Here is a 12,767-nt window from a genome sequence, read left to right as displayed (position 1 = left end):
CATGAGCTACCTGCGCGAGATCATGAATCGGCTGCGGGAACGCGCCGGAGCCAGCCAGTCCGGCCATGAGCCGCCATCCATCACTTACAGCCCCCTGAGCGAGCGGGTGCTCGAGGAGCATCTGCAGACCTACCGCGAACACCTGCAGGCGTGCAGTGACGCCATGCTCCCCTACGAATGGGCCTGGCTGGAGGACCATCTCGCCACCCTCCAGCTCTCGAGCGGCCAGGGAGCGATGCAGAAGGTGCTGGGGGGGCCGCAACGGGTGGCCGATCTGCTGCGCGAAACCCAGTGCTTCCAGGCCGAAGTGCGCGGGGAACTGAGCCGGCGGGGCCTTGAGCCCGGCAACCGCACAGCGCCGCTTGCAGCCCAGGAGCACGCCTGGGAGCTGAGCAACCCGGCCATCCGCCAGGAGTGGGGAATCGATCAGGCTGAGCCCCTCCCTGGCTGAGGCGATGTGGCAGCCGATCGCCCGATGTCGGAGCACGTATTCGTCTACGGGAGCCTGAAGCGGGGTGAGCCCAACCACCCCTGGCTCGACGGGAGCCGCTTCCTCGGGAGGCGGCGCCTTGGGGGAGCCCGGCTGCACGACCTCGGCCCCTACCCGATGGCGGTGGCCGCCACTGAACCGGAAGCGCAGGACGCACAGGGACCACAGGAACCTGCCCTGATCCATGGCGAGCTGTATGCGCTGGAGGCGAGCGGCCTGGCCCGGCTCGATCGGCTCGAAGACGTGCCCCGCGAGTACCAACGTCAGCGCTGGCGGCTGAGCGACGGCAGCCGGGCCTGGGTGTACCTGGGCCGCCATGGGCAGGTGATCGGTCTGCCGCTGGTGCCCTACGGCGACTGGAGAAGCACCCCGGTGTTCAGCTACGGCTCGAACCTCTGCCCCTCCCAGCTGGCGCGGCGCTGCCCCCGCTGGGATGGCAGCGGCCTGGTGGCGCGGTTGGAGGGCTGGCGCTGGGGGATCAACAAGCGGCGCCTGGGCCGTGCTCCGGGGGAAGGCGCCGCCGGGCTCGTGCGCCACAGCGGCGCCCACTGCTGGGGAGTGGTGCACCATCACAGCCCGGATGATCGGGCCGCCCTCGACCGCTGCGAGGGCGTGGCGGCCGGTCACTACCACCACCAGCGGGTCCAGGTGATCACCGGCGCCGGCGAACCTCTCGACGTCCTCACCTACGTGCCCACGGCCGCCTGGCGCGCCCCGGGGCTGAACGCCGGCTGCGACTACGCCGCGGCCATCCTGCGGGGAGCCCGCCACTGGCAGCTGCCGGAGGCCTGGCTGAGCCTGCTGGAGGCGGAGCTGCGCTAGGCCCATCACAGGCCATGCGTCAGCTGCCGGTCCAGCGGCGATAGAACCAGCCCTTGGCCAGCTCGGCGCTGGCCACGTAGGCCGCGAGGATCAGCAGCAGCGGCAGCAGAAAATCCAACGGCAACGGCACGAACCCGAACAGGCGCCCCAACGGTTTCCAGGGCAGGGGCAGGGTGAGGACGACCACGGCGATAGTGGCCCCCACCAGCGCCCGGGAAGGGCGGCTGTGGAGCAGGGGACCGCGGGTGCGGATCACCAGCACGATCGAGGCGGCCGAGAGCACCGATTCCACGAACCAGCCACTGCGGAACTGGGCGGCGTCGGCGTGGAGGATCCGGAGCAGCACCAGGAAAGTCACCACGTCGAAGAGGGAACTGACCAGACCGAAGGTGACCATGAACCGCTTGATGAAAGGGATGCTCCAGCGGTGAGGGCTGCTGATCCATTCAGGATCCACCCGGTCGGAGGCAATGGTCATCTCCGGCAGATCGGTGAGCAGGTTGGTGAGCAGGATCTGCTTGGGCAGCAGCGGCAGAAACGGCAAGGCCAGGGATGCCACGGCCATCGAGACCATGTTGCCGAAGTTGGCACTGGTGGCCATGAACACGTACTTGAGGGTGTTGGCAAAGGTGCGCCTCCCCTCGCGGATGCCCGCCAGCAACACGGCCAGGTCGGGATCCAGCAGCACGATGTCGGCCGCTTCCCTGGCCACGTCCACCGCCCCCTGCACCGAGAGGCCCACATCAGCGGCATGGAGGGCAGGCGCATCGTTGATGCCATCGCCCAGGTAGCCCACCACGTGACCGGCCCGGCGCAGGGCAAGGATCAGCCGCTCCTTCTGGCTGGGCTCGATCTCCGCAAACACATCCACCTGCTCGGCCCGCACCGGCAGGGCGGTGTCGGACAACTGCTGCAACTGGGCTCCGGTGAGCACCTCGGGATTGCGCAGGCCTGCTTCACGACCCACCCGAGCCGCCACAAGGGCGTTGTCGCCGGTGATCATCTTCAGCCGGACACCAAGACACTCGAGTTCGGCAACGGTGGCGGGCACGCCCGATCGGAGCGGATCCGTGAGGGCCAGCAGTCCGAGAACGGTCATGCCGGTTTCGTCCGTCCGGCTCACCGCGCGGGGCACCAGGCCCCCCTCGGGGTCCCAGCGTCGCACCGCCACAGCCAGCACCCGATATCCCTCGGCACTCCAGGCGGCATAGCGCTCGCGCAGTTCCCCCTCCACGGCCGTCAGCGGCACAACGGCGCCAGCGGCGGTTTCAGCCCGGTCGCACACCTCCAGCACCTTCAGGAAAGCCCCCTTGGTGATCAGCACCGGGGCGCCGTCAGCGCGGGCCAGCACGCTCAGACGCTTGCGATGGAAATCAAAGGGGATCTCATCGAGCTTGGTCCATGCGGAGAGGTCGATGGCAGCGCTCGCGTCCTCGCTGGAGCGCGCCGCATCGCGGATCGCCACATCGATCGGATTGGTGAATCCCGTTTCGAAGCCGGCATTCACCGCCGCATAAAGCAGCACCGACGGGTTGGCCCCGCCGTCGACACCGCAACTGCGCTGCACCTTGGCCCTGCCTTCGGTGAGGGTGCCGGTCTTGTCGGAGCAGAGGACCGAGAGACTGCCGAAGTTCTCGATCGAGGAGAGGCGCTTGACGATCACCCTCCGGGCCGCCATGCGACGGGCCCCCTGAGCAAGGTTGACGCTGATGATCGCGGGCAGCAGCTGGGGCGTGAGCCCCACCCCCAGAGCCAGGGCAAAGAGAAACGAGTCCACCACCGGCCGCTGCAGGATCACGTTGACCGCGAAGATCGTGATCACCAGCAGCAGGGTCAGCTCCATCAGCAGCGCCCCGAAGCGGCGCACACCTCGCTCGAAATCAGTCTCGGGGCTGCGCTGACGCAAGCGCTCGGCGATGGCCGCGAACTGGGTGGCGGCTCCGGTCCGCACCACCACGGCCGTACCGCTGCCGCTCACCACATGGGTACCGAGGAACAGCACATTGCTGCGTCTGGCTGGAGGCGTCTCGGCCTCCACCACAGTTGGATGCTTGCTCACCGGAAAGCTTTCGCCGGTGAGGGCTGCCTCGTTGAGACTGAGATCGCATTCCTCCAGCAGGCGGCAGTCGGCGGGAATCCCGGCCCCGGCGGAGAGCACGAGCCGGTCGCCCGGAACCACCTCGGCCACGGGGATGGCCCGCTCAGTGCCGTCGCGTCGCACCCTGGCGGTGGGCTGAACCGTCTGGAGCATCTGGGCCACCGCGCCGGCGGCGCCGTATTCCTGCCAGAAACCGAGCAGCCCGCTGATCAGCACGATCGCCAGGATGATCAGCCCGTCGGTGGGTGAATCGAGCAGGAACGAGAGCAGGGCCGCCGCCGCGAGGATCAGGATGATCGGGCTGGTGAACTGGCGCAGCATCAACCTCGCCCCACCGCTGCGGGGCGGCGGAGCGAGGCTGTTCGGGCCGTGGCTTCGGAGCCGACGCTCCGCTTCTGCGGTGGTGAGGCCTTCCTCCCCGGAAGCCAGCTGCTCCAGCAGCTCGGCGAGCGGCTGACTCCAGAAGGCCTCGGGAGGGCCGGGGCGGTCTAGGGGCTTCATCAGCCTGGGAGAACTCTCGGTAGGGTGATGGGTATGAAAGCCCGGTCAAGACCGGTGCAGGAATTATCGCCATGGCCCACACCACTCAGGATCCCCGCCATCAGGCCCTGGTGTTGTCGCTGCGTCAGCGCATGGCCGAAGCCCGTGCCTGCGGCGACGCCGAGACCCGCCAGGCCCTGTTCCGCGAGGCGGTCTACCTCGGCATCCAGCCCAATCTGCTGGAAGCTGAGCAGGCCACGGCAGCAGCGGGGCCTGGCGACGGGCGCTGAATGCGGGCCCTGATCCTGCACAGCCTCTGGGGATTTCAGGGCGACCTGCCCGCGGCCATCCAACAGGCACGCCAGGGCGGCTTTGATGGCGTGGAAGCCAACCTCGTCCATCCAGCCCTGGCCGGCACTGATCCCGAGCTGGCCGTGGACGAGTTCGGCCGCACCGAGCTGGCCCTGATCGTGGAGCTGGTCACCGGCAACGGCTACGTGCCTGATCTCGCCATGACAGCTGCTGAGCATCTGCAGCAGCTGGCCAGCCAGCTGGAGCGTTGCCGAGCGTTGAAGCCCCTGCGGATCACGGTGATCTGCGGCAGCGACAGCTGGAGCTGGGCGGAGCAGCAATGGTTCTGGGATCGGGCCCTGGAGCTTGCCGCCACCGCGCCGGCACCGGTGAGCTTCGAAACTCACCGCTCACGCAGCCTGGCGGACCCCTGGCGCATCCAGGCATGGCTCAACCGTTACCCCACCCTGCGCCTCACCGCTGATCTGAGCCACTGGTGCGTCGCCTGCGAGCGGCTGATGACCCCTGATCTTGAGCCGATTCTGGCGATCGCTGACCGGGTCGATCACATCCATGCCCGGGTTGGCCATGCCCAGGGCCCCCAGGTGAGCCATCCCTTCGCGCCCGAGCACGCCGAGGCCCTGGCAGCGCACCGGGCCTGCTGGGAGCTGTTCCTCAAGCGGGCCCGCGCACGGGGCAAGGAGTGCGTCACGCTCACGCCGGAATTCGGCCCCGACGGTTACCTGCCCACCCTCCCCTTCACCAACCAGCCCGTAGCCGATCTATTGGAGATCAACACGGCCATGGCCAGCTGGCTCAGGCGGAATCTGACCGCGGCGGCTCCTCCAGGCCCATGATCCGCGCATAGAGCGCCTGCTGGTGCAGGATGCGCCCCTCCAGCCGATGGGCCGGGCCAGGCTTGAGGCCACTGGCATAACCTCGCTGGGCCGATTCCACCAGGGCCCGGTCCTCCTCCAGGAAGGCGCCCAGCTCCTCGATCCACTCCTGGCCGCGGTGCTGCTGCGAGGGGTCCCCCAGCAACCACACCTGCATGCGGCAGCGGCCGGGATCGCGGGGCGGAAAGCTGATCAGGGCCAGGCGACCATCCGGCCAGGCCAGCAGGTGAATCCACGGCGGCGCTCCGAAGGTGAGAAAGTCCGCCGCAGCGGCAGGGCCGCCATGGCCTGGGGCCGCAACCGGTGTGGCCAGCAGATTGGTGTGGGCAGCGAAGCGGTGGCGGTAGTGGCGCACCGGCCCCTGCTGCCGGTGCAGGGTGGTGGGGTGGGCGATCGCCACGTGGTAGTCGTCGAGGGTGTTGTCGTGGGCGATCTTCCAGTTGCAGGCCAGGTCGCGCTCCAGGCTGGCCAGCAGCACCCGTGGCCGCTCAAGCTCCGGGCCCAGCTCCTGCACCACCAGGTCCAGCTGCTGCTCCAGCGGCAGCGGATCGGGACCGATCGCCACCCACAGCATCGAGGCGCGCACTGCGCAGGCCAGACCGGTCAGGGGCCAGTCGCTGCGCACGAAGGGATCGAAGAACTCAGGCTCCCGGGCCGCGGCTCGCAGGCGGCCATCCAGGTCGTAGGTCCAGCCGTGGTAGGGGCAGACCAGACGGCGGCAGGGCTGGGCGCCGGCCGCAGGCGGCAGCAGGGCCACTCCGCGGTGGGGACAGCGGTTGAGGAACGCCCGAGGCGGCCCGCCAGGGGGATGGCTGAGCAGCAAAAGCAGGTCCAGGAGCTCTAGAGTCAGGACCGAGCCCTCCGGCAGGCTGGAGAGAGGCGCCACCGGGTGCCAGAACCTCGGTGCGTAGACCGCCCGCTCACGCACCGCCACTGCGGCCGAGCCGTAGTGCTCGGCCGCCAGGAACGAGCGCCTGGGGAAGGAGGCCCCGTTGGCGGCCATGGCAACCGCGTCAGCTGGCGGCTGCATCGAGGTTGCGCAGACTGTTGACCAGTTCCTCCCGCAGCTCCAGGAACGGCGGGGACATCCGTAGGTGAGCCAGGTTGGAGCGGTCCAGATCCGCCTCCACCGTGCGCACGATCCGCCCGGGGCTCGGCGCCATGATGTGAACCCGCTGGGCCAGCAGCAGCGCCTCCTCCAGATCGTGGGTTATCAGCAGAGCGGTGATTCCGGAGCGCTGCCAGAGCTCATAGAGGAACTCCTGCATCGTTTCGCGAATCTGCAGATCCAGGGCGCCGAAGGGCTCATCCAGCAGCACCACCTTCGGGTCAGCGGCCAGGGCACGGGCGATCGCCACCCGCTGCTGCATCCCCCCCGACAGTTCCTTCGGCAGACGCCGGGAGTCGTTCTGCAGGCCCACCACCTCCAGGAAATAGGCGGTGCGCTCCCGCACCAGAGCCCTGGGCAGTCCCTGCAGCGACATGCCGAAGGCCACGTTCTGGGCAGCCGTCATCCAGGGGTAAAGGCTGTATTTCTGGAACACCATGCCCCGGTCGGAGCCCGGCCCGCGCACCGGCTTGCCGTCCATTGCGATCACCCCCGTACTGGGGCGCTCCAGGCCGGCGATAAGGCGCATCACAGTGGATTTGCCCGAGCCTGAGCTGCCCACCAGGGCCACGAATTCACCCGAATCGATCGAGAGGTTGATGTCATCGAGCACGAGCTTGGCGTGGCGGCCATCGCCGAAGGTCTTGCTGACGCCACTGACGGAAAGGTGCATCTCAGCTGGCCCAGCGGCAGCTGCGCCGCAGCACGGCGCGGAAGCCCAGATCGATCAGCAGGCCGATCAGGCCGATCACGATCAGACCCACGAAGATCTCATCGGTGCGCAGAAAGCGCTGGGCCAGGCTGATCCGCTTGCCCAGGCCCTCGTTGGCGGCCACCAGCTCCGCCACGATCACCAGGTTCCAGGCCGAGGCCATGTTGATGCGATAGGCATCGATCACCTGGGGGGCGATGTACGGGGCCACCACTCGGGTGAGGATCGGCAGCTTCCGGCCTCCGAGGGTGAGGGCGGTTTCAAGCAACTCCCGGGGCACGAATTTCACCGCATCCATGATCATCAAAGTGTTGAAGAAAAAGGTGCCGATGAAGATCAGCAGCACCTTGGGCAACTCCCCCAGGCCGAAATAGATGATCAACAGGGGAATGAAGGCCGGAGCCGGCATGTAGCGGATCAGCCCCAGCAGGGGCTCCAGCAGGCGACAGATCAACGTGTTGCTGCCCATGGCGATGCCCAGGGGCAGGGCCAGGGCAGCCGATAGCGCAAAGCCGAGAAACACCCGCCGGATGCTGGCGATCGCGTCGGCCAACAGGATTCCTCCCCGGAACTGGTCGCCAGCTGCCTGCAAGACCGCAGGCGGGCTGGGCAGGAAGAGGGGATCCACCGCGCCGCTGAGGCTGATCAGGGACCAGGCCAGCAGCACCACAGCGATCCCAAGCGGACCCAGCAACCAGGGGGAGCGCATGACGGTTCGCTCAGGGAGCCGCATCGACGAAACGGGAGTCGAAGAGCTTGGTGAGATCCGGTGGCGTCTTGGCCAGGCCCACCTCCTGCAGGAAGGTACTGATCTCGCCGGCGGCAAACGGCAGCGAGGCCATGGTGTTGCCGGGCTTGAGCGCCTCGCGGTTCTGCTCGAGCGTGAAGATCGTGGTGCCGAGGTCGTACTCCTTGTATTCGGCCTCGCTCACCCCGGCCCGGGCCGCCAGGATCGTGAGACTGGGGCCTGGGTTGGCCTTGATCTCCTTGAGGGTGGCGAACCAGGCGTTCACCACCTTCTGCAGTTGCTCGGGGTTCTTCTCCACGAATTCGCTGCGGCAGACCAGGTGATCGCTGATGGCGCCGGGGAACTCCTTGGAGGAGAACAGGGTGGTGCTGCCGGGACGCTTGAGCGCCTGGGTGGTGAAGGGCGCGAACACGCCCACGGCATCAACCCTCTCAGCCACGAAGGCCGCTGCTGCTGCTCCGGTTTCCAGGGGCACGAACTCGATGTCCTTGGCCGTGAGGCCTGCCTTCTTCAGGCCCAGGAGCAGCAGGTAGTGATCAACGGTGCCCTCTTCAGCAGCCACTTTGCGGCCCTTGAGCTGGGGCACCGCGGTGATGCCCTGGGCGGCGATGATCTGATCATTGCCGGTGGAGTTGTCGTTGGTGAGCACCACCCGCAGATCGGCACCACCGGCGATCGAGCTGATCGTGTCGTTGAGTGTCTGGCTGTTGCAGTCGAGCTGGCCGGCGTTGAGGGCGTTGATCGAATCGAGATAGCCGTCGAACCACTGAAGAGTCACGGGAACGCCGGCGGCCTTGAACAGGCCCTTCTCCTCAGTTACTTGCCAGGGAATCCAACCGGGCCAGGCACTGAAGCCGATCCGCACGGGCGTGGCTTCCGTCTGCGGCGGGCTCTGGCAGCTCGCCAGCAGGCCACCGCCCAGCACCGCCAGCAGACCGAATCCGAGCAGCCGTTGCCGCCTGCGCCTAGAAACCTGGGAATGCTGAGTGCGGGATGTGGGGGTGGGCATGGGGGTGAGGGAAGAAGGTGGGATGGAGGTCATCGGTTGAGTGGGGAAGGAATAGAAAAAGGCATCAAGAAGCGGGAGAGATCAACATCTGATCGTTGTTCAGAGGAACTCGAGATAGCGCGTCAGTTCCCAGTCGGACACGCAGGCGTGATAGTCGGCCCATTCGGCTCGTTTGTAGTCGATGAACGCGTCGGCCATGGCATCACCGAACACCAAGCGGGAGAGTGGATCAGCGGCAAAGGCCTCGATCGCCTCCCCGAGGGTCCGCGGCAACACCTTCAGGCCCCGCTCTGCCAGCTGCTGGGGGCTGAGCCGGTAGGCATTGACGAGATTGGCAGGGCCCGGATCCAGGCCCTCCCTGATACCTTCGAGCCCCGCAGCAAGGATCATCGCCGCACCGAGATAGGGGTTGCAGGCACTGTCGGCGGCACGACATTCCACCCGATCGGCAGCGGATGGAATCCGCAGCATGTTGGTGCGGTTGTTGTTGCCGTAGCAGATGAACACCGGAGCCCAGGTGAATCCGCTCATCGAGCCCTGGGCCACCAGCCGCTTGTAGCTGTTGACCGTGGGGGCGATCACGGCACAGATCGCCGGCGCATGGCGCAGGATGCCGGCGATGAACTGCTCCGCCAGAGGGGAGATACCGCTCTCTGTGGCGCCCACGAAGAGGTTCCGGCCCGTGGCTGGATCCGCCAGCGACATGTTGAAGTGGGCGCCGCTGCCGGTGCGATCACTGAAGGGTTTGGGCATGAAGCTGGCGATCAACCCATGGCGGTGGGTGATCTCCTTGAGCATCAGCCTGAAGAAGGTGAGTCGATCCGCCATGGTGAGCGCCTCTGCATAGGCGAAGTCGGTCTCGAACTGGCCATTGCCATCCTCGTGATCGAAGGAATACACCCCCCAGCCCAGATCATTCATCGCCTGAACCAGCTCATCGAGCCAGGGCAGATTGTCGAGCAAGCCAGTGAGGTCGTAGCAGGGTTTCTCGAGGTTGTCGCGGGAGCTGGCGGGCCGGAGAACGCCGTCATCTCCGCGACGCAGCACAAAGAATTCGGTCTCGATCCCGAGGTTGAAGCGAAAGCCCATCCGCCCGGCTTCATCCAGGGCGCGGATCAGGATGTTGCGGCTGCAGGCCTCGAAGGGCTGGCCGTGCAGGTGCAGGCTGCTGGCCAGCCAGACCACATCGCGGCGCCAGGGCAGGACCGTGGCCGTTGCCAGATCGGGGATGGCAGCCACCTCGTCGTCGCTGACATCCTGGGGAACACCATCGAGGGCGGCACCGGTGAACAGCTCGGAGCCTGCCAGCATTGACTCGAAATGGGCCAGCGGCACCGCCTTGGCCTTGCTGGTGCCGTGCAGATCCACGAAGCTGGCCAGGGCATAACTCACCCCCTGGCTGAGCAGATCGAGCTTGCGCTGCTGCAAGTGCAGGCTGCTCATCCCACCTCCACCAGAGCCGCCTGGCGGGTGTGCTCCCTGGTGGTGGCCAGCACCCACTGGTGCCAGGCATCGAGCCCGGCGCCGCTGCTGGCCGACACCTGGAAAACTTCGGCGGCCGGGTTGACGGAGCGGATGTGCGTTTCGATGCGCTCCACCGCGACGGGCAGATAGGGCAGCAGATCCACCTTGGTGATCAGCACGCAATCGGCCTCCCGGAACATCACCGGGTACTTGAGCGGTTTGTCGTCGCCTTCAGTGACACTCAGCAGGGCCACCTTGAGGTGCTCGCCCACCTCGAATTCAGCTGGACAGACCAGGTTGCCCACGTTCTCCACCCAGAGCAGATCGAGAGCGGCCGGATCCAGCTGCGCCTGGAGCTGACGCAGGCCGCCGCTCACCATCGCCGCATCCAGGTGGCAGGCGCGGCCGGTGGTGATCGGCACCACCGGCACCCCCACCGCTTCGAGGCGCTGGGCATCGAGCTGGGTGGTCATGTCGCCCTCCAGCACCGCCATCTCCAGATGAGGCGCAAGTGCCGTGATCGTGCGTTCCAGCAGGGAGGTCTTGCCGGCACCGGGGCTGCTCATCACGTTGAGGCAGAGCAGGTTCCAGGCGTCGAAGTGCTCGCGGTTGTGATCCGCCTGGTGCTGATTGGCGGCCATCAGGTTGAGGCCGAGAGTGTCGCTGAGGGGCATGTGCATGGGATCAGCGCGAAGGAACGGCGGCGGGATCTGATGCCTGTTGCGGCAGGCTGTAGTCGACGGAGCGGATGCGCAGCTCACGGCCGCTGACGATCTCCTCCATGGGCTGATCGCAGCAGGGGGAGCGGTAGGCCTGATCGGGATCGGGGCTGTAGACGCTGGAGCAGCCAAGGCAACGGGCCCGCAGGGGAACGGTGTCGATCTCAAGGGTCGAGCCGTCGAGCCAGGTGCCCTCCACCGCGGCAGCGAAGGTGAACCGCAGCGCCTCCGGTTCCACGCAGGTGAAGTCGCCCACCTGCAGGTGCACGGCTGACACCACGGGAGTCAGGGGCTCCTGCCCACGCTTCCACTCATGCAGGGAGAGCAGCAGGCACTTGGTCATGTCGACCTCATGCATGGCCTATCTCCACTTCTGATCGACGGCCATGTTGCAGGCTTCATGCAGCCAGGGCGGCTTGCTCTTGCGGGGCAGCTGGCCGCTCACCACCAGATGGGCCATCACATCGCAGATCACGCGGGTGGCCATCAGCGAGGTCATGTCGCTGATGTCGTAAGGCGGTGAGACCTCCACCACCTCCAGGCCGCAGACCGGCACGTTGCGCACGATCAGCTCCAGCAGCTTGAGCGCCTCGCGCGGCAGCAGACCGCCGGGTTCGGGCCAGCCTGTGCCGGGCACGAAGCCGGCATCGATGCAATCGATGTCGAAGGAGATGTAGACGCAGTCGGTGCCGTCGGTGGCACGCTCGATCGCGAATTTCGCCGCCGCTTCCAAGCCCATGTCGCAGATGTCGGTGACGGTGAGCACGTTGGTGCCCCGCTCCCGGCAGACCTTCACCCCTTCACGCGGTACCTGCCAGCCGCCGATGCCCAGCTGCACCAGGTTCTCGGCCGGGGCGTTGGCCATGTTGGTGGCATGGAACCAGGGGCAGGTATGCATGCGCTCGTCGAGGTCGATCTCCTGGGTGTCGACATGACGATCAAAGTGGATGATGCCTACCTTCTTGTCACCCAGATGGCGGCAGACGCCACGCACGGTGGGAAAGCCGATCGAGTGATCTCCGCCAAGAATGATCGGGAAGGCTCCACTGGCGAAGACGTGCGCGACGCCCTTGGAGATCTGATCGAAGCTCTTCTCGTTATTGGCCGGAATGGTGAAGATGTCGCCGACATCGCAAAGCCTGATCGACTCACGCAGATCGACGCCCATTTCGTAGTTGTAGGGCGTGTAGAGGGCCGAGATGCGGCGGATGCCCTGGGGCCCGAAGCGGGTACCGGGGCGGTAGGTGGTGCCGGAGTCATGCGGCACGCCCATGATCGCCACATCGAACTCACCGACGCGGTTCACATCCTCGATGTAAGGCGCCTTCATGAACGTGTTGATCCCCGCGTAGTGGGGCAGCTCACCACGGGAGAAGGTGGAAATGCGCCGATCGACGATGCTCTCAGCCGCCTCAAGGCCGTAGAGCAAGCCCTGGTCCACCTCCTGCTGCCAGCCGGTGAGCGGCAGGCGGGCTTCCTTCTCGAGGGCCTCGGCGCCCTGGCGACCGAGTGACCGCTCAAATGCCCCTTCTGGGCCAGACGGATCGCTCATGGAGAGTCACGGATGGAGTGAAGCGGTCTCCCGGGCTTTTATCCCTCCGTGCAACCGGGTGATCCCGGTGAGCTCCTCTCGGACCAGACGTCCCTGTGGCCCTGGCGGGCTGGAGGACCGGAACCCTAGGAGCTGCTTCCGCACCAGGATGGTGTCCCCATGGGAACAGCGGCGTTGTGGCTTTTGCTACCGAATGGGAACTGGATGCACAGGGTGCGCGCTGTCCCGTCGATAAAAAGTATCTTGATTAACGTAAGCGTTCAGGGGTCGGGACAGCACGCGGCGAACTTCGTCTCTGCTGAACCCTTGACGGCGAGATGATTCCCGTTTGCATCTCAGGCAGAGACTGCTTGAGATGGGAGCCCCTCCTGCTGGCAT

General features: G+C 66.6%; 13 protein-coding genes and 1 riboswitch. Of the genes, 4 read left to right on the top strand and 9 right to left on the bottom strand.

Annotation, left to right across the window (positions count from 1 at the left end):
* Window position 1: 1 nt before the first annotated feature.
* On the top strand, window positions 2–451 hold the full coding sequence (locus KBY93_RS10155) for a hypothetical protein (protein ID WP_255094255.1): 450 nt from the start codon (window positions 2–4) through the stop codon (window positions 449–451).
* 24 nt (window positions 452–475) lie between these two features.
* On the top strand, window positions 476–1,312 hold the full coding sequence (locus KBY93_RS10150) for a gamma-glutamylcyclotransferase (RefSeq protein WP_255094254.1): 837 nt from the start codon (window positions 476–478) through the stop codon (window positions 1,310–1,312).
* A gap of 19 nt (window positions 1,313–1,331) precedes the next feature.
* Here KBY93_RS10150 and mgtA read toward each other — a convergent pair whose 3' ends face one another.
* Window positions 1,332–3,911, bottom strand: coding sequence for a magnesium-translocating P-type ATPase (mgtA, locus tag KBY93_RS10145; protein WP_255094253.1), 2,580 nt, complete (start codon window positions 3,909–3,911; stop codon window positions 1,332–1,334).
* Window positions 3,912–3,982: 71 nt separating this feature from the next.
* Between mgtA and KBY93_RS10140 the strand changes: the two genes are divergently transcribed.
* Both KBY93_RS10140 and KBY93_RS10135 read left to right on the top strand, forming a co-directional pair.
* Entirely contained in the window at window positions 3,983–4,180 is a 198-nt protein-coding gene (locus tag KBY93_RS10140) for a hypothetical protein (RefSeq protein ID WP_255094252.1), read from the top strand.
* A complete protein-coding gene (locus tag KBY93_RS10135; protein WP_255094251.1) occupies window positions 4,181–5,038 on the top strand; it encodes a sugar phosphate isomerase/epimerase in 858 nt (285 codons plus the stop codon).
* Here the strand turns inward: KBY93_RS10135 and KBY93_RS10130 are convergent.
* From KBY93_RS10130 to speB, 8 genes are all read right to left on the bottom strand, one after another.
* Complete coding sequence (locus KBY93_RS10130) at window positions 4,998–6,080, bottom strand: aromatic ring-hydroxylating dioxygenase subunit alpha (RefSeq protein ID WP_255094250.1); 1,083 nt, start codon at window positions 6,078–6,080, stop codon at window positions 4,998–5,000. The genes KBY93_RS10135 and KBY93_RS10130 overlap by 41 nt on opposite strands.
* 10 nt (window positions 6,081–6,090) lie before the next feature.
* Window positions 6,091–6,858 carry an ABC transporter ATP-binding protein gene (locus tag KBY93_RS10125; protein ID WP_255094249.1) on the bottom strand — a complete coding sequence of 256 codons (768 nt, stop codon included), beginning with the start codon at window positions 6,856–6,858 and terminating at the stop codon, window positions 6,091–6,093.
* 1 nt (window position 6,859) lies between these two features.
* Window positions 6,860–7,606, bottom strand: a complete 747-nt coding sequence (locus tag KBY93_RS10120; RefSeq protein ID WP_255094248.1) for an ABC transporter permease — start codon at window positions 7,604–7,606, stop codon at window positions 6,860–6,862.
* A 10-nt stretch (window positions 7,607–7,616) separates the two neighbouring features.
* Window positions 7,617–8,687, bottom strand: a complete 1,071-nt coding sequence (locus KBY93_RS10115) for an ABC transporter substrate-binding protein (protein ID WP_255094247.1) — start codon at window positions 8,685–8,687, stop codon at window positions 7,617–7,619.
* Window positions 8,688–8,753: 66 nt separating this feature from the next.
* The gene (glnT, locus tag KBY93_RS10110) at window positions 8,754–10,097 is read right to left on the bottom strand and encodes a type III glutamate--ammonia ligase (RefSeq protein ID WP_255094246.1); all 1,344 of its coding nucleotides are present in this window, start codon (window positions 10,095–10,097) and stop codon (window positions 8,754–8,756) included.
* Complete coding sequence (gene hypB / locus KBY93_RS10105; RefSeq protein ID WP_255094244.1) at window positions 10,094–10,798, bottom strand: hydrogenase nickel incorporation protein HypB; 705 nt, start codon at window positions 10,796–10,798, stop codon at window positions 10,094–10,096. The genes glnT and hypB overlap by 4 nt, the downstream gene beginning before the upstream one ends.
* A gap of 4 nt (window positions 10,799–10,802) precedes the next feature.
* The gene (locus KBY93_RS10100; protein ID WP_255094243.1) at window positions 10,803–11,195 is read right to left on the bottom strand and encodes a hydrogenase maturation nickel metallochaperone HypA; all 393 of its coding nucleotides are present in this window, start codon (window positions 11,193–11,195) and stop codon (window positions 10,803–10,805) included.
* A 3-nt stretch (window positions 11,196–11,198) separates the two neighbouring features.
* A complete protein-coding gene (gene speB / locus KBY93_RS10095; RefSeq protein WP_255094242.1) occupies window positions 11,199–12,389 on the bottom strand; it encodes an agmatinase in 1,191 nt (396 codons plus the stop codon).
* A gap of 25 nt (window positions 12,390–12,414) precedes the next feature.
* Window positions 12,415–12,529: riboswitch (guanidine-I (ykkC/yxkD leader) on the bottom strand.
* Window positions 12,530–12,767: the final 238 nt, after the last annotated feature.

This window comes from Synechococcus sp. J7-Johnson, assembly GCF_024345795.1.
Lineage (GTDB): Bacteria > Cyanobacteriota > Cyanobacteriia > PCC-6307 > Cyanobiaceae > Regnicoccus_A.
This window is presented reverse-complemented; position numbering and strand designations above follow the sequence as displayed.